We start from the raw sequence: 19,896 nt of genomic DNA on the forward strand, positions 1-19,896 counted from the left end.
GCCATCAGTGATGGGCCGCACTACTTGCAGGTGTCGGACGACACACAACGGGAAACGTCTGGCCTGCCTAGGGACAGTTGAGAATTTTCCTTACAGACCGATGTGATTGCCCGGCTTGAAGATCGCCGCGCCGAGGCAAGACGCCTTGGCCGGGATTGGCGTCTCGAATAAACGAATGAACACCCATCGCTGCGGTTTACGTCGCAGCAGAGAGAATGCACCGATTGCCTTCAATGGCGGCCGGTGCGTGGGGATCGACAGATCCGCCAGGCCTTCTTCTCGATGGGAGTTCGTTTGCCTTGGTACGCCAACCCGCACCGTCCGCCACCTTCACTCCGGAAGGTGGCCCTACGCCAGTGAGGGTTTCGCCATGACCAACCGCACCGCCATCCATCCCCGCCTGCACACCCTGATCGGCGACGTCGCCGCCGATGTGCCCGAAGACCTCGCACGCGAGATCGAGTGCGCACTGAACGAACAGAACCTGCCGGCGCAGTCGGCCACGTTCTTCGCCCGTCTCAATGCGATCAACCAGGCCGACGGTGATGACGGACAGCCGTGCATCAGCCTCACCCTGGGCGCCAGCAATCACGCTTCGTTGCGCCGCTCGCTGTCTGGGCTCGGCGCATTGCTCGATCTGCTGCAGGCCGCGGACCATGCGCGCAACGAAGGCGGCCCGGACGAACAGTTGGGCGCCTTCCATATCGACGGACTGATCGTGGCCGCACGACAACTGGTGCGCGAGGCACATCATTGCCTCTCCGGCGGCGACGCCTGACCGGCCCGGATACGCTCCCGCTACAATCGCGCAGGGAGCGCAGGAGACCGCAATGGACGCCGAACACCTGGAGTACTTCAAGGCCGCACTGGAAGGCCGCGCAACCGTGGGCTGGAACGTCTGGTTCGCGGCCAACCAGCACGCGCTGGCACAACAGCTGAGCCGCCCTGCACTGCTGCGCTTGAAGTTCAGCACACTGGATGAAGCCGAACGCCTGCTGGCCGAAGCCGGCATCGTGCCCCGCAGCACAGCGGGCAAGCGCTACGAAATGTACTGCGCGCAGTTCTCGCCGGACGTGGTGGACGCGAACGGTCGCCCGCTACCGGCCCTCTGGCGCGCAGCGCACGGCGGTGCCATCGGCCTGCTGGCCGATGGCGAGCAGGAGGCCGGCCAAGCGAAGCTGCTCGCGGAGTTCCGCCGCGTCCGCAAGCGCGGGCTGCAACAGGCTCATGAATGGTTGGCCGATCTGTGCTTTGAAGGCGAGATGGAGCTGACCAGCGGCAATGCCGAGGTGGGCCGCGGTCTGCTTGCAGTGGTGGTGCAGGCGGGTAGCGGCCATGACCTGCTGGATGCCACGGCGATGATCGCGCGCGAGCTGCTGGAGCGGCACGGCTGAAAGGGCGTGTGCTTCCAGCTGATCTTGCTGGATCGCTGGTAACAAAAAAGCCCCCATTTCTGGAGGCTTCTTTCGTTCTGCAACATGGTGGGCGGTACAGGGATCGAACCTGTGACCCTTGCCGTGTGAAGGCAATGCTCTACCGCTGAGCTAACCGCCCGGTGTGTTGCTGAGCCGCTCATTATAGGGGCTTTTCAGAGGCCGTCAACACTTTTTCACATTCGTGTTCACGGGTGTTTTCGGGGTGCGCAGCCGAGCATGCCTCGGCTCTACAGAACAGCGGATTCACAGGCGTTTCGGGGCATGCAGCCGAGCCCAGCCCGGCGCTACCGGAATCACATCGTATGGGTCGGCTTGTCCGAGCCGGTAAGCCCGGCCAGCAGGGTCTCGATCTTGTGGCGCACGCCCTCGCCTTCGGCACCATCGGCCAGCTGCACGCCGATGCCGGCGGTGCGGTTGCCCTGCGCGCCGGCCGGGGTTACCCAGATCACCTTGCCCGCCACCGGCAGGCGCTCGCTGGAATCGGGCAGGGTCAGCAGCAGGAACACCTCGTCGCCCAGGAAGTAGCGCTTGGGCGTGGGCACGAAGATGCCGCCATTCTTCACGAACGGCATGTACGCGCTGTACAGCGCGGCTTTGTCCTTCACGGCCAGGGACAGGATGCCCTGGCGGGCGTTGCTGGCACTCATCGATTTCCCCTTGCGGCAGGCCGCTCGTTCACCTTGTTCCAGGCCAGCAGCAACTCGACCACCGCAAGGTCTGCACGCACCGTGGTGCGCAGCAGGTCGCGGGTGCGGTTGGCCGCATCGAACCAGGCTGCAAGCTTGTGCAATCGCTCCGGCGTGGTCAAGGCATCGGTGCTGGCCTGGGCCAGCGCCAGGTCGGCGGCAAAGCGCAGGCGCAGCGCCGCGTTGTCGTCACCGCACCACTTCTGCGCCAGCTCCACCGCGCCGGTCTTGCTGGCGGCCAGCTGTTCCAGATCTCGACCGACTTCGCGGCGCAGGCTCAGGCCGTCTTCGCGCAGCCAGTTGTCGGCCTGGCCGGGATGGCCGCGCGCGGCCTCCAGCGCTTCGCGCGCCGATGCCTCGCTATGGCCCTGCTGTTGCAGCCAGGCCAGCGCTTCGTGCTGCGGCGGCAGCTTGAACTCCAGGCGCTGGCAACGGCTGCGGATGGTCTGCGGCAGGCGTGCCGGGTCGCTGCTGATCAGCCACAGGTAGCGGCCGGGCTGCGGCTCTTCCAGGGTCTTCAGCAGCGCGTTGGCCGCCGAGCGGTTGATCGCATCGGCCGGGTCGACGATCACCACCTGCGCCACGCCGTACTGCGGGGTCAGCGCCAGCTTGTCGGTGATCTCGCGCATCTGCTCGATGACGATCTCGGTACGCAGCTTGTCGCCGCTCTTGTTCGGAATGAAGCTGACCAGCTGCAGGTCCGGGTGTGTACCCGCTGCGATCAGCTGGCGCGTGCGCGTTGCGTGGGCTGCATCGCCCTGCGCCAGCACGTGGTCGGCCAGCGCCAGCGCCACCTCATGCTTGCCCAGCCCGGCCGGGCCGCAGATCAGCAGGCCATGACCGAGGCGACCGGCGTCGAGCGCGGCCACGGTCTGGTCGAACGCGCGCTGCTGCCACGGTGAAAAGGTATTCATGCGCCCTCCCCGTCCTGCAGCCAGCGCTCGACACGCGCAACCACGTCGGCGGCCACGCGTTCCTGCACCTGGCCGGCGTCGATCAACGCAAAGCGCTGCGGGTCCTGCTGTGCGCGGCTGCGGAACACTTCGCGCACGCGCTGGAAGAAATCGTCCTGCTCGCTCTCGATGCGGTCCGGCCACAGGTCACGGCCGTTGGCGCGCGCGCGGCCGACGGCCACGTCCACATCCAGCAACAGGGTCAGCCCCGGCAACAGGCCGACCGCGCGGCGCTCCAGGTCGGCAATCCACTGCGGGTCAAGCCCGCGGCCACCGCCCTGGTAGGCGTAGCTGGAATCGGTGAAGCGATCGCTCAGCACATAGGCGCCGCGCTGCAGCGCCGGCCGGATCACCTGGCGCACATGCTGCGCGCGCGCGGCGAATACCAGCAGCAGCTCGGCTTCGGCGCTGAGCGGTTCGGCGGCGATCTCGGCATCGGGTTTCAGCACCAGGCCGCGGATGCGCTCGGCCAGTGGCGTGCCGCCCGGTTCACGGGTCAGCACCACCTCGTGGCCGTGGCTGCGCAGGCACTCACGGATGGCATTGATGGCGGTGGTCTTGCCCGCGCCCTCGCCGCCTTCCAGGCTGACGAAACGCGGGTGGCGAAGCAGCGCGGGACTCATTGCGCCGGGGTCTCCTGGGTACGTTGCTGGCGCAGCTGTTGCAGGTAGCGCGCCACGGCGGCGTTGTGCTGGTCCAGGCTGGGCGAGAACACGTGCGCGCCGCTGCCATCGCCCACGGCGACGAAGTACAGCGCATCGCCCGCCGCGGGTTGCGCGGCCGCCATCAGCGCGTCACGGCTGGGCATGGCGATCGGGGTCGGGGTCAGGCCGGCACGGGTATAGGTGTTGTAGGGGGTGTCGGTGGTCAGGTCGCGACGGCGGATGTTGCCGTCATACGCAGCACCGAGGCCGTAGATCACGGTCGGGTCGGTCTGCAGGCGCATGCCGATCTTCAGGCGGCGCATGAACACGCCGGCGATCTGCGGGCGCTCGCTGGCCAGCGCGGTTTCCTTCTCGATGATCGAGGCCAGCGTCAGCAGTTCGTAGGGCGTGTTGATCGGCAGGTCCGGCGCGCGGCTTTCCCAGGCCTCGTCCAGCGCCTTTTCCATTGCGGCATGGGCGCGCTTGAGCACGTCCAGATCGCTGTCGCCGCGCTGGTAGACGTAGGTCTCCGGCAGGAAGCGGCCTTCCGGATGCTGGCCACCGAAGCCGAGGCGCTGCATCAGCGCGGCGTCATCAAGCGTGTCGGTGGTGTGCAGCAGCGGCTCGGCCCGCTTGAGCGCGGCACGCAGCTGGCGGATGTTCCAGCCCTCGACAATCGTGACACGGTGCTGCAGCACCTTGCCGGCGCGCATGCGCAGCAGCAGCTCGCGCGGGGTCAGCTCGCCACTGAGCGCATACTCGCCCACCTTCAGTTTGCCGGCCGCATCGAGTTGGCGCGCCAGCAGCTGCCACTGGGCGTCCTGGCCCTCGTCCACGCCGGCATCGCGCAGCATACGCAGCACGCTGTTCATGCCATCGCCGCTGGCGATGACCACGCTCTCGGCGGTCGGGGTGATCGGGGCATCGGCGAAGCGGGTCTGCTGGTAGAAGAACCACGCGCCCGCGCCGGCCACGACGGCGGCCAGCACCACCACCAGCGTTACCACGAACAGACACCCGCGCTTGGCTCCCGCCATGGACTACCTCTGAACTCGATTCCGTCGTGCAGGATACCGTGCCGATGGATTGGGGTCATGACCGGGGTGGCGCCTGCGTGCCGACCAACGGTCGGCACCCACCACAACACTGGCACCCACCGGCACTACCCCTGCTGGCCGAGCGCGCGCAGCAGGCCGCGGGCCTTGGCGCGGGTCTCGTCCAGTTCCTTGTCCGGGTCCGAATCAACCACGATGCCGGCACCGGTGCGGAAGCTCACCTCGTGGCCATCCACTTCGGCGGTACGGATCAGGATGTTCAGGTCCAGGTCGCCATCGCGGTTCAGCCAGCCGAACGCGCCGGTGTAGGCACCGCGCGGCACCTGCTCCAGCTCGCTGATGATCTGCATGCAGCGCACCTTGGGGCAGCCGGTGATGGTGCCGCCCGGGAACGTGGCGGCGATCACCTCGCCGGGCGTGACCTCCGGGCGCAGGTGGCCGCTGACGTTGCTGACGATGTGGTGCACATGCGCGTAGCTCTCCACGGTCATCAGCTCATCGACCACCACGGTGCCGGGCAGGCAGATACGGCCCAGGTCGTTGCGCTCCAGGTCGATCAGCATCACGTGCTCGGCACGCTCCTTCGGGTGGCCGACCAGCTCCTGGATGCGCGCGGCATCATCGTCGCCCTCGAAGCGCGGACGCGTGCCGGCAATCGGACGGGTCTGCGCATGGCCGGCATGCACCGACACCAGCCGCTCCGGCGAGGAACTGACCACATGGCGGCCGTGCGCGCTGAACAGGCCGGCGAACGGTGCCGGGTTGGCACGGCGCAACTGCGCGTACAGCGCCTGCGGGCTGACCGGCGCGGCGAACCGGGCGCTCCAGCGCCGCGACAGGTTCACCTGGAACACATCGCCGGCGCGCAGGTAGTCGATCACCCGGCGCACGCCGTCGGTGAAGCGCTGCGGCGCATCCTCGGCCACCGACTGCGGCGGCTGCCAGCCTTGCCCGGCTTCGGGCATCGCGGCCGAAGCCAGTGCCACCAGCGCGTCCAGCAGCGCCTGCTCGCCGGCTTCGGCGATGACGAAGCTGGCATCGTTCTGATGGTCGTGAAGCACCGCGGCCGGGCAGCGCAGCGCCAGCGCGGTGGGGCGGCCGTCCTCGCGCGCGCGCGCCGGCAGCACCGGTTCGATCTGGCTGGCCACTTCGTAGTCCAGCATCAACGCCCAGCCGCCGCGGAACGGCAGGCTGTGGCTGCCGTCGTGCGGCAGGCGTTCGTGCTGCCAGGCGCGATCCAGCGCCTGCAGGAACGTGCCGGGCTGCACGGCACCCTGCAGGTCGCGCACCTGGCCGTCGGCATCCAGCCGCAGGCAATCGCCCTGCGCGGCCAGCAGCAGGCTCCAGCGGCCCTGGGCGGTGCCCGAGGCGGTGGATTCCATCAGCAGCGGGAAGCGTGCCGGGTCGTGCTGCTGCAGGGCCAGCAGATCGATCGGGTGCGGCAGCGGGTGGATCAGCGGTGCGTGGGTCATGATGGCCAGTTCAGGGATTCAGATGCACGGAAGCCGCCTTGCGGCGGCCTCCTCGTGCGTAATGCACGTTCAGTCGAGCATGGCCCGACGCTACAACCCGGTCAGACGCGCTTGAAGATCAGCGTGCCGTTGGTGCCGCCGAAGCCGAAGCCATTGGACATCACCACGTCGACCTTGGCCTGGCGTGCTTCGTTGGGCACGTAGTCCAGGTCGCAGCCTTCGCCCGGCTGCTGCAGGTTGATGGTCGGCGGAATGACGTTGTCCTGCAGCGCCATCACCGAGAAGATCGCTTCCACGCCGCCGGCCGCGCCCAGCAGGTGGCCGGTCATCGACTTGGTGGAGCTGACCATCATCTTGTAGGCGTGGTCGCCGAAAGCGGTCTTCATCGCCATGGTCTCGCCCAGGTCACCCAGCGGCGTGGACGTGCCATGCGCGTTGAGGTAACCCACCTGTTCGGGGGTCACGCCGGCGTCCTTCATCGCCATGACCATGCAGCGCGCGGCACCTTCGCCGTTCTCGCTCGGGGCGGTCATGTGGTACGCGTCGGAGCTGGCGCCGAAGCCGGCCAGTTCGCAGTAGATCTTCGCGCCACGGGCCTTGGCGTGCTCGTACTCTTCCAGGATCAGGATGCCGGCGCCGTCGCCCAGCACGAAGCCGTCACGGTCCTTGTCCCACGGGCGCGAGGCCTGTTCCGGGGCGTCGTTGCGGGTGCTCATCGCCTTCATCGCGCAGAAGCCACCCACGGCGGTCGGCGATGAGCCACGTTCGGCACCACCCACCACCATCACGTCGGCGTCGCCGTACTGGATCATACGCATCGCGGTGCCGATCGAATGGTTCGAGGTCGCGCACGCCGACACCGCCGAGAACGACGGCCCCTTCAGGCCGGCGATGATGCTCAGCTGGCCCGGCAGCATGTTGATGATGGTCTTGGGCACGTAGAAGGGCGAGATCTTCTTGCCCTCATGGAACTCGATGGTCTGCTCTTCGATACCGAGCAGGCCGCCAATGCCGGCGCCGACAATGGCGCCGATGCGCTCGGCATTGGCGTCGGTGATCTCCAGGCCCGAGTCGTGCAGGGCCATGAACGAGGCACCGAGGCCGTAATGGATGAACGGGTCCATCTTCTTGGCATCCTTGCCGCTGACCCGGTACTTGCCGAACAGTTCATTGTCGGCGGTGATGTCGAATCCCTTGACCTCACCTGCAATCTTGGTGGTGAACCGATCCAGATAGGCATCAGAAACGTTGGTCAGCGGACCGATGCCCGAACGACCCTGGGTGATGCCTTCCCAGCTGCTGGCCAGATCATTGCCCAACGGCGAGACGATACCCAGGCCGGTTACGACGACGCGACGCTTCATTGCTGATTCTCCTGACCCGAAGGTTCAATCGGGTAACACGGTTTGCTTCGGTGTGATGCTCAAACACACGGGGCCGCAACTGCGGCCCCATGGGGTGCGGTGCGCGGCGAGCGGAGACCCGCGCGCACTGCCGTCTGACATCAGGCCTTGACGTGGGCCGTGATGTAGTCGATGGCGGCCTGCACGGTGCTGATCTTCTCGGCTTCTTCGTCCGGGATCTCGCACTCGAATTCTTCTTCCAGGGCCATCACCAGCTCGACGGTGTCCAGCGAGTCAGCGCCCAGGTCATCGACGAACGATGCGCTGTTGGTGACTTCATCTTCCTTGACGCCAAGCTGTTCGACGACGATTTTCTTGACGCGTTCTTCGATGGTGCTCATGGGATCTCGCTCCAGATGGAGTTGTGGTTCAAAAGTGGTCGCCATCAAGGGCGATGGCCGTGGGATAGTGTAGTGGAAACCGGCGCGGCCTTGCATTGCAGCAAAAACCTCCGCAGATCAACCACTTGCGGCGCAATCCCTGCGCCCCTTGCTTACGGCATGTACATGCCGCCGTTCACATGGAGGGTTTCGCCGGTGATGTAACCGGCAGCCGGGCTGGCCAGGAACGCCACCGCATGGGCGATGTCCTCCGGCGAACCCAGGCGTTCGAGGGCGATGTCGTTGATCAGCGCGGTACGCGCTTCTTCCGGCAACGCCTTGGTCATGTCGGTGTCGATGAAGCCGGGTGCGACAACATTGACGGTGACGCCGCGCGAGCCGATTTCCTTGGCCAGCGACTTGCTGAAGCCGATGATGCCGGCCTTGGCGGCCGCGTAGTTGGCCTGGCCGGCATTGCCGGTCACGCCCACCACCGATGCGATGTTGATGATGCGGCCCTTGCGCGCCTTCATCATGCCGCGCATCACCGCCTTGCTGGTACGGAACACGCTGGTCAGGTTGGTGTCGATGATCGACGCCCAGTCCTCGTCCTTCATGCGCATCAGCAGGTTGTCGCGGGTGATGCCGGCATTGTTGACCAGGATCGAGATCGGGCCGAATTCCTTGGCGATGCCATCGAGCACGCTGTCCAGCGCAGCGGCGTCGGTGACGTTCAGCGCGCGGCCGTGACCGCCGTGGGCGGCCAGGCGCTCACCGATCGCGGCGGCGCCGGATTCGGTGGTGGCAGTGCCGATGACGGTGGCGCCCTGGGCGGCCAGCAGATCGGCGATGGCGGCGCCAATGCCACGGCTGGCACCGGTGACCAGTGCGATTTCACCCTGCAGGGGCTTGCTCATGATGTTTTCCTCAGACGGGAGCGGCCGCCGCACCGTGCCGCTTACAGCGGCCACCGGTACGGTCGGCAGGAACAGGGAAGGTCAGGCCGACCATGCCTCGCGGGCGGCTTCGAAGTCGCCCGGCGTGGCCAGCGGACGGCCGTCGATGGCCTTGTCGATGCGCTTGACCAGGCCGGTCAGCACCTTGCCCGGGCCGCACTCGGCGATCTGGGTGATGCCGCGGGCGGCCAACGCCTGCACGCAACCAGTCCACTGCACCGGCTGGTACAGCTGCTGGATCAGCGCAGTGCGGATGGCGTCCACGCCGTCGTGCACCTGGGCATCGACGTTCTGCACCACCGGCAGCTGCGGCGCCTGCCAGGACAGGCCGGCCATCACTTCGGCCAGGCGGTTGGCCGCTTCGCGCATCAACGGGGTGTGCGAGGGCACGCTGACGGCCAGCTTGACCGCCTTGCGCACGCCCTTCTCGGCCAGCAGCGCCAGCGCACGGTCGACCGCATCGGCGTCGCCACCGATCACGATCTGGCCCGGCGAATTGAAGTTGGCCGGCACCACTACCTGGCTGCCTGCGGCTTCGGCGCAGACATCCAGCACCAGCTGGTCTTCGGCACCGAGCACGGCGGCCATGGCGCCGACACCGGCCGGCGCCGCTTCCTGCATCAGCTGGCCACGCAGGCGCACCAGGTGCGCACCGTCATGCAGGCTCAGCGCGCCGGCGGCAACCAGGGCGGTGTACTCGCCCAGGCTGTGGCCGGACAGCACCGACGGGCGCGGACCGCCCACGGCGTTCCAGGCACGCCACACGCCGATACTCGCGGCCAGCAGGGCCGGCTGGGTGTATTCGGTACGGTTGAGCATTTCCTCCGGGCCGCCCTGGGACAGCGCCCACAGGTCGACGCCGGCACCATCGGATGCCTCGGTGAAGGCTTCACGCACCTGCGGGTGCAGTTCGGCCAGCTCGGCCACCATGCCCACAGACTGCGAGCCCTGGCCGGGGAAGACAAAAGCGAGGGTGGATACGGTCACGCGGTCATCCGCTTGTTGCAATCGAAGCGGGCCATGATAAGGGGGAATCCGCTGTGTCGTCTGTACGTGCGCGTATGCAGGCGTATGGAGCAATGACGGGCAGGCGCGACGGGGTCAGATCTCTTTTCCTGCGGAAAAGGGGTCTGACCCCGATCAGCCATCAGCAGAACAGCTGCAGCACATCCAGATCGCCATCAGCGAGGAAATCCACGCACAGGCCCACCAGCATCAGCACGCCAGCAGTGCTGGCACCGTGGGTGATGAAGATCGAATGGGCCAGCGCGCGCGCTGAGCGGCCCAGCTTCATGCAGACCCTGGCCAGGCTGCGCAGGCGGCCACTGACCGCATGCACGTGCTCGCGCACCGGCGCCTGGGCCTCGCCCATCGCCTCGGCCATCATCGCCTGCAGATGTTCGGGGCGATCAGCGTAGTACTTGGCCACGCCATAGCCGAACATCAGCCAGTCGCGGGCCTGCGCTTCGGACAGGTCCATCACTTCCAGCGGATCTTCCTCGAAATCGATGAAGCCGACCTGCTGCCCGTCCCAGGTGAGATTGCGCGGCAGCGGCTGGCCAAAATAGGCGCCGCGCGCATGCGCTTGGGCAATGGCCTGCATCGCCGCCATCACCAGCCGATCACGACCGGCTTCGTCGGCTTCGCGCAGGCAGGTATTGAATGATCTGCCGTTGTCGCCGATCACCAGCGCGGCATGGCCGGTGCCCAGCACGTCCGGCACGTTCACGCCTTGCGCCTGCAGCTCTGCAAGGCGGCGGGCCTCGGTTTCGCGCGCGGCGTCGCCACCACGGTGCGGCGGCGGGCGCAGGGCGTCCAGATGAAAACGACGGGCAACAAAATTGAGCAGGCCCAGGGCCAGTGCTCGGCCTCCCTTGCCGTACTGCTTCAGCCAGGCACGTTGCCCTTCGATGAAGATGGGCTCAACCATGACAGGTCCTCCTTAAACGCGTTACGGCCCCGGAGGGCCGTAACGACAAGACTTCACATTGTCGTAACTTGCACTATCAATAGCGCAGCAGGGCCGAACCCCAGGTGAAGCCGCCACCAAAAGCTTCCAGCAGCAGCAGCTGGCCGCGCTCGACCCTGCCCGACCGCACGGCGGCGTCCAGCGCCAGCGGCACCGAACCGGACGAGGTGTTGCCGTGCTTGTCGACGGTCACCACGACCTGGTCCATCGACATGTCCAGGCGCTTGGCGGTGGCTTCGATGATGCGCAGGTTGGCCTGGTGCGGGATCAGCCAATCCAGGTCGGACTTGTCCAGGCCGTTGGCGGCCAGGGTCTCGTCCACGACCGAGTCCAGCGCCTTGACGGCGTACTTGAACACGTCGTTGCCCTTCATGTTGATGGTGCCGCCACCATTGGCGCCATCCTTGAAGCCGGTCGAAACGCCGACCGGGTTCCACAGCAGTTCCTTCTTGCTGCCATCGGCATGCAGGTGGGTGCTGAGGATGCCGGTCTCTTCGTCGGCCTTGAGCACGACGGCGCCGGCGCCATCACCGAACAGCACGCAGGTGGTGCGATCGTTCCAGTCAACCATGCGGGTCAACGTTTCGGTGCCGATCACCAGCACGTGCTTGCAGTCGCCGGAGCGGATGAATTTGTCGGCCACGCCCAGCGCGAACACGAAGCCGGAACAGGCTGCGTTGACGTCGAAGGCGGGGCACCCGGCCACACCGAGCTTGGCCTGGATCAGGCACGCGGTGGACGGGAAAATAAGGTCAGGCGTGGTCGTGCCGACCACGATCATGTCGAGCTGCGAGGCATCGATGCCTGCGGCTTCAAGCGCGCGCAGGGCGGCGTTGTAGCCAAGGTCGCTGGTGGTCTCGCCTTCGGCCGCGATGTGCCGTTCACGAATTCCGGTGCGCGACTGGATCCACTCATCCGAGGTTTCGACCATTTTTTCCAGGTCGGCGTTGGTCAGGACTTTCTCCGGCAAATAGCTACCGGTGCCCGCGATCCTCGAATAGATCCGCTTGCTCATCATGTTTCCTGTTGCGCGGGCCGCCGATCACCGGCACGCCCGGGAAAGAAGGCAAAGGCCGCTGCCCGGGGGCAGCGGCCTTCCCGGCACATCAATCTTCTTCGACGGCCGAGGTCTTGGTCTGGATGACCTTCTTGCCGCGGTAGAAACCGTCAGCAGTGATGTGGTGACGCAGGTGCACTTCGCCGGTGGTCGGGTCGGTCGACAGCTGCTTGGCGCTCAGGGCGTCATGCGAACGGCGCTGGCCGCGGCGGGACGGGGTAACACGGGATTTCTGGACAGCCATGGGATTGCTCCAAACTCGGTTCGTTTTGCTTCGTCGTTTCGTCGCACAGGACGCCAGCGCCCAGCACACTTTTCGCTTTCGCCGCAGCCGCCGACGACAACCGGCTGCTATTGTTTCTTCAATGCCGCCAACGCCGCAAACGGGTTGGCCTTCTTTGTTTCTTCTTCGCTCGGTGCCCAGTCCTTGTCGACTGCTTCACCGTCGGGCGACAGCGGTACCACAGGCACCGCCAGCACCAGCTCGTCCTCGACCAGGTCCAGCGGACGCAGCTGGCCGTCTTCCGGCACCAGCAACGCCTCGTATTCCTCCGGCAGGGACGATTCCTCGTCCTCGTCGCGGATCAGGCCAAGCCTCTGGGTCACCTTCACCGGCAACAGGAATCGCTGCATGCTGCGCTGACAGGTCAGCGGCAACGCGGTGTCGATGGTCAGTTCCACATAGGATACCCGCAAGACGTCGTCGCGACCGAATTCAAGCGAGTAGACACACTCACCGTCGGTATCTGCGACCAACCCCTGCAGGCGGGTCAATTCAGCCAGGGAGACCTGACCGTCGAAGCGCCTTCGCGCTACAACCATCCGCCAGGCATCCAGCGTTTCGGGCACGTTCGCGGACATAAGCCGCTGAATACTAAGGATCGTACCGCCCGCTGTCAAATGCCCGCCATACAGGACTTGCTGCTGGCGTTGCCGGCGGGCCAGACTGCCGCACCCTGCCCCGGTATTCTCGCATGTCACTGGTCCTGGCCTCCACCTCCCGCTACCGTCGCGAACTGCTGCAACGGCTGGGCCTGCCCTTCGACTGCGCACGCCCGGAGGTGGATGAAACGCCGTTGAACGGCGAGGGGCCGCTGGCCCTGGCCACGCGCCTGGCCGCCGCCAAGGCGGCCGATGTCGCCACGCGCCATCCGGGTGCCTGGGTGATCGGCTCGGACCAGGTCGCCGACCTGAACGGCCAGCCGCTGGGCAAGCCGGGCACGGTCGAGGCGGCCTGTGCGCAGCTGGTGGCGATGTCCGGGCAGACGGTACGCTTTCACACGGCAATCAGTCTCAGGCGGGATGGAGAATCCCTCGCCGCCCTGGATCTGACCGAAGTGCACTTCCGCGCGCTGGATTCGCAGGAGATCGCCCGCTACGTCGCCACCGAGCAGCCTCTGGACTGCGCCGGCAGCTTCAAGTGCGAGGGCCTGGGCATCAGCCTGTTCGAGGCGATCGACAACCGCGATCCGACCGCGCTGGTCGGCCTGCCACTGATCGCGCTGTGCGGCCTGCTGCGCAGGGCCGGATTCGCGGTGCCGTGAACGGTAGAGCCGAGCCCATGCCCGGCTGCTTTTTTCGAGGCTGCCTGCCATCTGACTCGGAAGCAGCCGGGCATCGGCTCGGCTCCAGAGGACCAGAGGACCTCAACGAACCTCGAACGGTTGCTCCTGCCACGCCTCCACGCTGCCATCGCGCCCGTGCAGGCGCAGGCCGAGCCAGTGCCGGCCCGGCGCCAGCGTGGTGGTGTCCAGCGACGCGTCGAAGCCCACCGCCGGATGCTGCGGATCGGTACTGTCCGGCCAGGCGGGGCGAACGTCGAACACGCGCCCGTAACGCGCGTCACCGATCGAGCGGCCATCAACCAGCACTTCAACCCGCGCCAGCCCGACCCCATCCTTGAATGCCCAGCCCTTGATGGCGAGCGTTCCGGAGACCTTCTCACCGTTGGACGGCGCATCCAGCCAGGCCATCGCGGGCGTTACGCAGGGCCCCTGCGCACGCTCGGCCGGCAGCCGGAACAGCAGGAACCGCTGGAAGCCATGATCGCTGCTGACCACGCGCGGCGCCGGCAGCGGCCCCACCTGCTCGCAGAGGGTGTGATAGCGCGCCAGCAGATCGCGGTAGCGCTGGTCACTGGGTGACAGCACCAGCAGCATCGGCACACTGCGCGGGCCTTCGTGCAGCAGGTCCCACTGCGCCAGCTGTGCGGTGCGCCCATGCTTGTCGTTGAGCGGATGTGGCAGCACCTCGATATCGCCATTGCCCAGCTGGAAGCCCAGTTCGGCACCGACCTTGAAGTTGCCCGCCAGGACACGCGTACCCGGTGGCATCTGCCGCAGTTCGTCACGCACCGCCACGGCCAGTGGCTGCCAGCCGGCAAAGTTGCGCGGATAGTACTTGCTGCCGGCCATCTGCTCGCGCAGTGCCGGCGTGGACGCCATCAGGTAGTAGCCGAACGCCAGCACGGTACCTGCAGCGGCCAGCCACCAGCCGGTACGGCGCAACCAGCGCGGCCAACCGTTGAGGACCACCGGCACGGCCACCAGCAGCGCCAGGTAGCCTGGCAGCGGCCAGTGGAAACTGATCCGCTCGACATCGGTGAAGAAGCCCAGCAGGAAGATGCCCAGCGTCGACACCCCGCCCACCAGGCCGAAATAGCGCCACTGCACCCGCGCCCCACCGCCACTGCGGGTACCCGCCAGGGCGACCTTCCACATCGCGATGCACAGGATCGGCGTCACCAGCATCGGCTGGATCACCAGGAACCACAGCCCCTCCCACTCGAACGCCCACGGGTGGCGCTCGACCACCTGGAACTTCAGGCCGGCATCGTGGTTGTCGGCATTCCACGCCAGCAACGGCAGCCAGGCCAGCACGCCCACCGCCAGCGCCACCCATACGCGCGGATCGGCCAGCATGCGACGGCCCTGCGGCAACGCCAGCAGCGCAATGAAGCCGACACCGATGACACCAATGAAACGGTAGTGGCTGAGCGCACCGATCAGCAGGCCCAGCGCCAGCTTCATCGCCGAGGACGCATCCACGCTGTGCAGCAGGCGCGCGCCGGCGTGCAGGCAGATCACCGCCGCCAGCGCCATCGGTACGTCCGGCACGGCCAGCAGGCCCAGCGTGGCCGACAACGGCATCAGCAGGGTCAGGCTGCCCGCCTGCCAACCGGCCACGTTGCCAAACCAGCGCGTGGCGATGCGCACCACCAGCATCGGCAGCAGCGCGCCGATGGCCAGGAACGGCAGGCGCAATGCGAGTACGTGATGGCCACCGATCTCCACGCCCAGGCGTGCAAGCCAGGCGGTCAGCCCCGGCAGGTCGGAATAGGCAGCGGCCAGATGCTGCCCTTCCTGCCAATAGAACGCCTCATCGACGAACAACGGCAGGCGCGCGGCCACCACCAGCTTGGCCGCTGTGATCAGCGTCCACAACCAGAGAAAAATCGCCCGCGCGCGCTGTTCGCCTTGCATTGCTCTATGGATAATCGAATGGATTCCAGACCTGAGACGATCATGCCAGCCTCGTCCCCCAATCCCAGCATGCTAACCGATCAACTGCGCCAGGCCCTGCGGGAGGCACAGGATCAGGTGAACGCACTGGTGCTGGGCAAGGTGCCGGAAGTCAGGCTGGCCTTTGTCGCCCTGCTTTCTGGCGGCCACCTGCTCATCGAGGATCTGCCCGGGCTGGGCAAGACCACGTTGGCGCACGCATTGGCCAGCAGCCTCGGTCTCAGCTTCCAGCGCGTGCAGTTCACCTCCGACCTGTTGCCGGCGGACGTACTTGGCGTTTCGGTGTACGAGGCCGGCAGCCGCCAGTTCCAGTTCCATCCCGGCCCGGTGTTCACCCACGTGCTGCTGGCCGATGAGATCAACCGCGCACCGCCGCGCACGCAGAGTGCGTTGCTGGAGGCGATGGCCGAGCAGCAGGTCACCCTGGACGGACAGACGCATCCGCTGCCCGATCCGTTCTTCGTCATCGCCACGCAGAACCCGGTCGACCTGTCCGGCACCTTCCCGTTGCCGGATTCGCAGCTGGATCGTTTCCTGCTGCGCCTGGCGATGGGCTACCCCAGCGCGCAGGCCGAGCGCGAGCTGCTGCGCGGCAGTGATCGCCGCGACCTGATCGCACGCGCGGTGCCAAAGCTGGACGACACCCAGGTGCGTGCATTGCGTGAAGCGGTTGGCCAGGTACATGCCAGCGACGCGCTGATCGACTATGTGCAGGCGCTGCTGACCCGCAGCCGACACCATGCCGGCGTGCGCGTAGGCCTGTCACCGCGCGCGGGACTGGCCCTGCTGCGTGCCGCCAGGGCACATGCGCTGCTGCTCGGCCGCGAGCATGTGGTGCCCGAAGACGTGCAGACCCTGTTCGTGGCGGTGGCCGGCCATCGCCTGGTGGCCGAAGCCGAATCCAGCTCCGGGCCGGCGCTGGCGCGGGCGATCCTGCAGACCGTCGCGGTGGACTGAAGGTGGCCACACGCTGGGCACGCATGCAGCTGCTGGCACGCCCCCGCAGGCCCGAAGCCCTGCCGCAGCGACTGGACCGCCATCGCATCTACGTATTACCGACACGCTTCGGCCTGTTCGTCGCCACCCTGCTGTCGGCGATGCTGCTGGGCGCATTGAACTACAACAACAACCCGGCCCTGCTGCTGGCGCTGCTGCTGGCCGCGGCAGCGATCGCCAGCGCCATCGCCGCGCACCTTCAACTGTCCGGCATACAGATCGATGCAATCTCCGCCGAACCAGTACCGGCCGGGCATCCCCTGCGCCTGCGCGTGGACCTTTCGTTGCGCGACCCGCGCGCGCGCCACGGGCTGCACCTGCAGCTGGGCGCAAGCGAGGCCTGGGTTGCACTGCCTGCACACGGTCGCGGCGAAGTGGAGCTGGATGTTCCCAGCGAGCGCCGCGGCTGGCTGGAACTGCCCCGCATCCGCCTGTCGAGCACGCAGCCGCTGGGACTGGTGCGGACATGGTCGTGGGTGTGGCCGGAGCAACCGCTGCTGGTCTACCCGCTGGCCGAGGCCCAGGCACCGCCCCTCCCGGAAAGTGGCAGCGATCCCCTGCATACCCGCGCCCACGCCACGGGCGAAGAGCTGCATCAGCTGCGCCCCTATCGTGCCGGCGATGCCCCGCGCAGCATTGCCTGGAAACACTCGGCGCGCCGCGACAGCCTGCTGGTACGCGAGTACGAGAAGCCGATCGGCATCGAAGTGGTGCTGGACTGGCGCACGCTGGCAGCGCTGGGCCATGAAGCGCGCATCGCACGCCTGGCACGCTGGGTCGACATGGCCGAACGCGAAGGCCGTCGCTATACGCTGCTGCTTCCGGCCCATCCGCCGTTGGGGCCCGGCCAGGGTGCCAGCCACCACCACCTGTGCCTGCGCGCACTGGCATTGATGCCCCATGACTGAGCCTGCCGTCCTGCTCGACCGCAACGCCCGCAGCTGGACCCTGGCCAGCGCAGCGCTGGCGCTGCTGCCACTGCTGCTGCAGCTGCCGCCGGTGCTGGCCAGCGTGATCGCGATCGCCGCCGTGCTGACCGCTGCGCTTTCGTGGCGGCGGGTGCTGCCGATGCCGGTCCGCCTGTTGCTGGTGCTGGCCATGCTTGCCACCATCGTCTGGCAGATGGGCATGGTGCGGCCGGGCCGCGATACCGGCTGTGCATTGCTGGCAGCGATGCTGGCGATCAAGTCCAGCGAACTGCGCAACCTGCGCGATGCGCGCAGCCTGCTGGGCTTCGCGTTGTTCTCGCCGTTCGCGGCCTTCCTGCTCGACCAGGGGCCGCTGACCACCGGGCTGGCAGCGCTGGCCGCAGTTGCCGCACTGCTGGCCCTGCAACGCCTGGCCCTGGACGAGGGCCACAGCCCTCGCCTGCCGCTGCGCGGACAACTGCGTGGCGTCGGCCGCCTGCTGGGGATCGGCCTGCCACTCGCGCTGGCCTGCTTCTGGCTGTTTCCGCGCTTGTCCACGCCGCTGTGGGGCGTACCCGAGCGAGCGGTGGGCACACCGGGCCTGGCTGACAGCATGGCGCCGGACCAGTGGCTGGACCTGATGGCCGACGACACCCCGGCGTTGCGCGTGCAGTTTTTCGGCACGGTGCCCGAGCCTGCGCAGCGCTATTGGCGCGGCCCGGTGCTGACGTCGTTCGACGGCCACCGCTGGAGCCGCGATCGCGCGACGGCCGGGCGCCCCGCACCGGTAGTCGAAACCGCCGCACAGGGTTGGGACTACCAGATCGACTACGAGCCCACCGACCGTCGCCTGCTGGTGGCACTGGACCTGCCCAGCCGCGCACCGGAGGGCAGCAGCTTCGATGCCGACATGAGCCTGCGCAGCGACCGCACGCTGTCCGCGCTCAGCCGCTGGCGGTTGCATTCGGCGCCGCCGCAACGGTTCGACACCGATCTTTCGCCCTACCTGCGCCGCGCGGCGCTGCAGCTTCCGCCCGGCTTCAATCCGCGCACCGCCCAGCTCGCGCGGCAATGGCGGCAGGAGGCAGGCAGCGATGACGAGGCCATCGTCCGCCGTGCGCTGCAATGGATCACCCGCGACTTCTCCTACACGCTGGATACACCGGTGGCGGGGCGCGATCCGGTCGACGATTTCCTGTTCAACTACAAGGCCGGCTTCTGCCAGCACTTCAGCTCGGCCTTCGTAGTGCTGATGCGCAACGCCGGCATTCCGGCCCGGGTGGTGACCGGCTTCGCAGGCGGTACCCGCAACCGCATCGGCGACTACTGGGTGGTGCGTCGCATGGATGCCCACGCCTGGGCCGAAGTCTGGCTGCCGCAACGCGGCTGGGTGCGGGTCGACCCGACCGCGGCCGTGGCACCGGAACGCATCCTGGACACCCTGGACGACCGCCTGCAGGCCGGCACCGATACCCCGCTGCAACAGCGCTGGCTGCAGCTGGGGCAGATGGGTGACTGGCTGCGCCGCGGCTGGAACGACCTGGTGCTGTCCTTCGATGCACGCCGCCAGCAGCAACTGCTCAAGCCGTTCGGGCTGGATGACCTCGGGCCGGCGCAGCTGGTGACCGGATTCGTGGTCGCCGCCCTGCTGGCACTGGCGTGGATGGCCTGGCTGCTGGCCCGCGGCGAGCGCGAGCGCGACCCGCTGCTGCGCGCCTGGCACCGGCTCGGGCGGCGGTATGCGCGCCTCGGCCTGGCCCGCGAACCGCACGAAACCGCACAGGACTGGGCACAGCGGGTTCACCGGCAGCGCCCCGACCCGACCCTGCTCGCGCTCAGCCAGCGTTTCGCCGACGCGCGCTACGCTGGAACTTGCACCGACCTCGCTTCATTATTGCGGGACCTGCGCAGGCATCGCCCGACTTCCGGAGCCTCCCCATGAACACCAAGTTCCTCCTCACCGCTGTGGCCACGCTGGCCCTGTCGGCCTGCGCCACGGCCCCCAAGCCGCTGCAGGGACAGTTCAGCCTGGTTTCCCCGCGCGACTCGGTCGCCACCCAGCAGGTCGGCACGCCGGTCCGATGGGGCGGCCGCATCATCGAGACCAAGCCCGGCCAGGGCGAGACCTGCTTCCAGATGATCTCGCGCCCGCTCAACGCCAGTGGCCGCCCGAACACCACCTCGTCCGACGCCAGCGACGGCCGCTTCATTGCCTGCCGCGCCGGTTTCTACGACCCGGCCGTGTTTGAAGCCGGGCGTGACGTGACCTTCATCGGCAAGATCGACGGCTACCAGAACACCCGCATCGGGGACTACGACTACCGCCTGCCGAAGCTGTCGGCCGATGTGATCTACCTGTGGCCGGAACAGCGCCAGGTCGATGTGGTGCCCTACCCCTATGGCCCGTGGGGCCCGGGTCCGTGGGGCCCGTACTGGGGTGGCTACGGCCGTTGGGGCTGGTGGTGATCGCCCCCCAGCCCGCATGATCGGAAGAGGCCGCCTTCGGGCGGCCTTTTTCAT

At 67.4% G+C, this 19,896-nt stretch carries 21 protein-coding genes and 1 tRNA gene; 7 read left to right on the forward strand and 15 right to left on the reverse strand.

The genetic code is table 11. The features are described 5' to 3' along the window. Positions 1 to 370: 370 nt before the first annotated feature. Positions 371 to 778, forward strand: coding sequence for a hypothetical protein (locus AC2A1N_RS17240; protein WP_061480693.1), 408 nt, complete (start codon positions 371 to 373; stop codon positions 776 to 778). A gap of 52 nt (positions 779 to 830) precedes the next feature. Beyond that, entirely contained in the window at positions 831 to 1,394 is a 564-nt protein-coding gene (locus tag AC2A1N_RS17245) for a hypothetical protein (RefSeq protein WP_061480694.1), read from the forward strand. Between the two features lie 85 nt (positions 1,395 to 1,479). Here AC2A1N_RS17245 and AC2A1N_RS17250 read toward each other — a convergent pair. The 14 genes from AC2A1N_RS17250 to AC2A1N_RS17315 form a co-directional block, all read right to left on the reverse strand. Then, a tRNA-Val gene (locus tag AC2A1N_RS17250) sits at positions 1,480 to 1,554 on the reverse strand. A gap of 175 nt (positions 1,555 to 1,729) precedes the next feature. Continuing rightward, entirely contained in the window at positions 1,730 to 2,083 is a 354-nt protein-coding gene (locus AC2A1N_RS17255) for a PilZ domain-containing protein (protein ID WP_005412452.1), read from the reverse strand. Further along, a complete protein-coding gene (locus AC2A1N_RS17260) occupies positions 2,080 to 3,036 on the reverse strand; it encodes a DNA polymerase III subunit delta' (RefSeq protein ID WP_242891807.1) in 957 nt (318 codons plus the stop codon). Before AC2A1N_RS17260 ends, AC2A1N_RS17255 begins: the two co-directional genes overlap by 4 nt. After that, positions 3,033 to 3,698: a dTMP kinase gene (tmk, locus tag AC2A1N_RS17265; protein WP_061480512.1), complete on the reverse strand. Its 666-nt coding sequence runs from the start codon at positions 3,696 to 3,698 to the stop codon at positions 3,033 to 3,035. The genes AC2A1N_RS17260 and tmk overlap by 4 nt, the downstream gene beginning before the upstream one ends. After that, positions 3,695 to 4,756 (reverse strand): endolytic transglycosylase MltG, encoded by a 1,062-nt coding sequence (mltG, locus tag AC2A1N_RS17270; RefSeq protein WP_242891809.1) that lies wholly within the window; start codon positions 4,754 to 4,756, stop codon positions 3,695 to 3,697. Before mltG ends, tmk begins: the two co-directional genes overlap by 4 nt. Positions 4,757 to 4,881: 125 nt before the next feature. Further along, complete coding sequence (locus AC2A1N_RS17275) at positions 4,882 to 6,246, reverse strand: aminodeoxychorismate synthase component I (RefSeq protein WP_484372989.1); 1,365 nt, start codon at positions 6,244 to 6,246, stop codon at positions 4,882 to 4,884. Positions 6,247 to 6,347: 101 nt separating this feature from the next. Beyond that, positions 6,348 to 7,610, reverse strand: a complete 1,263-nt coding sequence (gene fabF / locus AC2A1N_RS17280; protein ID WP_061480515.1) for a beta-ketoacyl-ACP synthase II — start codon at positions 7,608 to 7,610, stop codon at positions 6,348 to 6,350. A gap of 140 nt (positions 7,611 to 7,750) precedes the next feature. Then, positions 7,751 to 7,990 carry an acyl carrier protein gene (acpP, locus tag AC2A1N_RS17285; protein ID WP_061480516.1) on the reverse strand — a complete coding sequence of 80 codons (240 nt, stop codon included), beginning with the start codon at positions 7,988 to 7,990 and terminating at the stop codon, positions 7,751 to 7,753. 152 nt (positions 7,991 to 8,142) lie between these two features. Beyond that, positions 8,143 to 8,886, reverse strand: a complete 744-nt coding sequence (gene fabG, locus AC2A1N_RS17290; protein WP_005408312.1) for a 3-oxoacyl-ACP reductase FabG — start codon at positions 8,884 to 8,886, stop codon at positions 8,143 to 8,145. Between the two features lie 81 nt (positions 8,887 to 8,967). After that, a complete protein-coding gene (fabD, locus tag AC2A1N_RS17295) occupies positions 8,968 to 9,912 on the reverse strand; it encodes an ACP S-malonyltransferase (protein WP_061480518.1) in 945 nt (314 codons plus the stop codon). Positions 9,913 to 10,072: 160 nt separating this feature from the next. Continuing rightward, on the reverse strand, positions 10,073 to 10,855 hold the full coding sequence (locus tag AC2A1N_RS17300; protein ID WP_180869512.1) for a BUD32 family EKC/KEOPS complex subunit: 783 nt from the start codon (positions 10,853 to 10,855) through the stop codon (positions 10,073 to 10,075). A gap of 76 nt (positions 10,856 to 10,931) precedes the next feature. Further along, positions 10,932 to 11,909, reverse strand: a complete 978-nt coding sequence (locus tag AC2A1N_RS17305) for a beta-ketoacyl-ACP synthase III (protein WP_005415505.1) — start codon at positions 11,907 to 11,909, stop codon at positions 10,932 to 10,934. Positions 11,910 to 12,000: 91 nt separating this feature from the next. After that, complete coding sequence (rpmF, locus tag AC2A1N_RS17310) at positions 12,001 to 12,195, reverse strand: 50S ribosomal protein L32 (protein WP_005408308.1); 195 nt, start codon at positions 12,193 to 12,195, stop codon at positions 12,001 to 12,003. A gap of 107 nt (positions 12,196 to 12,302) precedes the next feature. Continuing rightward, positions 12,303 to 12,812, reverse strand: a complete 510-nt coding sequence (locus AC2A1N_RS17315; protein WP_049404889.1) for a YceD family protein — start codon at positions 12,810 to 12,812, stop codon at positions 12,303 to 12,305. A 113-nt stretch (positions 12,813 to 12,925) separates the two neighbouring features. Between AC2A1N_RS17315 and AC2A1N_RS17320 the strand changes: the two genes are divergently transcribed. After that, complete coding sequence (locus AC2A1N_RS17320; protein ID WP_061480521.1) at positions 12,926 to 13,495, forward strand: Maf family protein; 570 nt, start codon at positions 12,926 to 12,928, stop codon at positions 13,493 to 13,495. A 102-nt stretch (positions 13,496 to 13,597) separates the two neighbouring features. On the opposite strand, the gene AC2A1N_RS17325 is transcribed toward AC2A1N_RS17320, so the two are convergent. Further along, positions 13,598 to 15,433: a glycosyltransferase family 39 protein gene (locus tag AC2A1N_RS17325; protein ID WP_484372992.1), complete on the reverse strand. Its 1,836-nt coding sequence runs from the start codon at positions 15,431 to 15,433 to the stop codon at positions 13,598 to 13,600. 42 nt (positions 15,434 to 15,475) lie between these two features. Between AC2A1N_RS17325 and AC2A1N_RS17330 the strand changes: the two genes are divergently transcribed. From AC2A1N_RS17330 to AC2A1N_RS17345, 4 genes are read left to right on the forward strand one after another with little or no spacing between them, the layout of a single operon-like run. Continuing rightward, positions 15,476 to 16,429: an AAA family ATPase gene (locus tag AC2A1N_RS17330; protein ID WP_484373052.1), complete on the forward strand. Its 954-nt coding sequence runs from the start codon at positions 15,476 to 15,478 to the stop codon at positions 16,427 to 16,429. 23 nt (positions 16,430 to 16,452) lie between these two features. Next, complete coding sequence (locus AC2A1N_RS17335; RefSeq protein WP_185807492.1) at positions 16,453 to 17,376, forward strand: DUF58 domain-containing protein; 924 nt, start codon at positions 16,453 to 16,455, stop codon at positions 17,374 to 17,376. Next, the gene (locus AC2A1N_RS17340; RefSeq protein ID WP_484372994.1) at positions 17,369 to 19,318 is read left to right on the forward strand and encodes a transglutaminase TgpA family protein; all 1,950 of its coding nucleotides are present in this window, start codon (positions 17,369 to 17,371) and stop codon (positions 19,316 to 19,318) included. The genes AC2A1N_RS17335 and AC2A1N_RS17340 overlap by 8 nt, the downstream gene beginning before the upstream one ends. Continuing rightward, positions 19,315 to 19,842: a Slp family lipoprotein gene (locus AC2A1N_RS17345; protein ID WP_005415498.1), complete on the forward strand. Its 528-nt coding sequence runs from the start codon at positions 19,315 to 19,317 to the stop codon at positions 19,840 to 19,842. Before AC2A1N_RS17340 ends, AC2A1N_RS17345 begins: the two co-directional genes overlap by 4 nt. Positions 19,843 to 19,896: the final 54 nt, after the last annotated feature.

The sequence above is a fragment of the Stenotrophomonas maltophilia group sp. SKK55 genome, from assembly GCF_057179845.1.

Bases quoted from the DNA above. Each gene is read 5' to 3' on its own strand.
- AC2A1N_RS17240 (WP_061480693.1), top strand. From the start codon at position 371: ATGACCAACCGCACCGCCATCCATCCCCGCCTGCACACCCTGATCGGC.
- AC2A1N_RS17245 (WP_061480694.1), top strand. From the start codon at position 831: ATGGACGCCGAACACCTGGAGTACTTCAAGGCCGCACTGGAAGGCCGC.
- AC2A1N_RS17255 (WP_005412452.1), bottom strand. From the start codon at position 2,083: ATGAGTGCCAGCAACGCCCGCCAGGGCATCCTGTCCCTGGCCGTGAAG.
- AC2A1N_RS17260 (WP_242891807.1), bottom strand. From the start codon at position 3,036: ATGAATACCTTTTCACCGTGGCAGCAGCGCGCGTTCGACCAGACCGTG.
- tmk (WP_061480512.1), bottom strand. From the start codon at position 3,698: ATGAGTCCCGCGCTGCTTCGCCACCCGCGTTTCGTCAGCCTGGAAGGC.
- mltG (WP_242891809.1), bottom strand. From the start codon at position 4,756: ATGGCGGGAGCCAAGCGCGGGTGTCTGTTCGTGGTAACGCTGGTGGTG.
- AC2A1N_RS17275 (WP_484372989.1), bottom strand. From the start codon at position 6,246: ATGACCCACGCACCGCTGATCCACCCGCTGCCGCACCCGATCGATCTG.
- fabF (WP_061480515.1), bottom strand. From the start codon at position 7,610: ATGAAGCGTCGCGTCGTCGTAACCGGCCTGGGTATCGTCTCGCCGTTG.
- acpP (WP_061480516.1), bottom strand. From the start codon at position 7,990: ATGAGCACCATCGAAGAACGCGTCAAGAAAATCGTCGTCGAACAGCTT.
- fabG (WP_005408312.1), bottom strand. From the start codon at position 8,886: ATGAGCAAGCCCCTGCAGGGTGAAATCGCACTGGTCACCGGTGCCAGC.
- AC2A1N_RS17300 (WP_180869512.1), bottom strand. From the start codon at position 10,855: ATGGTTGAGCCCATCTTCATCGAAGGGCAACGTGCCTGGCTGAAGCAG.
- AC2A1N_RS17305 (WP_005415505.1), bottom strand. From the start codon at position 11,909: ATGAGCAAGCGGATCTATTCGAGGATCGCGGGCACCGGTAGCTATTTG.
- rpmF (WP_005408308.1), bottom strand. From the start codon at position 12,195: ATGGCTGTCCAGAAATCCCGTGTTACCCCGTCCCGCCGCGGCCAGCGC.
- AC2A1N_RS17315 (WP_049404889.1), bottom strand. From the start codon at position 12,812: ATGTCCGCGAACGTGCCCGAAACGCTGGATGCCTGGCGGATGGTTGTA.
- AC2A1N_RS17320 (WP_061480521.1), top strand. From the start codon at position 12,926: ATGTCACTGGTCCTGGCCTCCACCTCCCGCTACCGTCGCGAACTGCTG.
- AC2A1N_RS17325 (WP_484372992.1), bottom strand. From the start codon at position 15,433: ATGCAAGGCGAACAGCGCGCGCGGGCGATTTTTCTCTGGTTGTGGACG.
- AC2A1N_RS17330 (WP_484373052.1), top strand. From the start codon at position 15,476: ATGCCAGCCTCGTCCCCCAATCCCAGCATGCTAACCGATCAACTGCGC.
- AC2A1N_RS17335 (WP_185807492.1), top strand. From the start codon at position 16,453: ATGCAGCTGCTGGCACGCCCCCGCAGGCCCGAAGCCCTGCCGCAGCGA.
- AC2A1N_RS17340 (WP_484372994.1), top strand. From the start codon at position 17,369: ATGACTGAGCCTGCCGTCCTGCTCGACCGCAACGCCCGCAGCTGGACC.
- AC2A1N_RS17345 (WP_005415498.1), top strand. From the start codon at position 19,315: ATGAACACCAAGTTCCTCCTCACCGCTGTGGCCACGCTGGCCCTGTCG.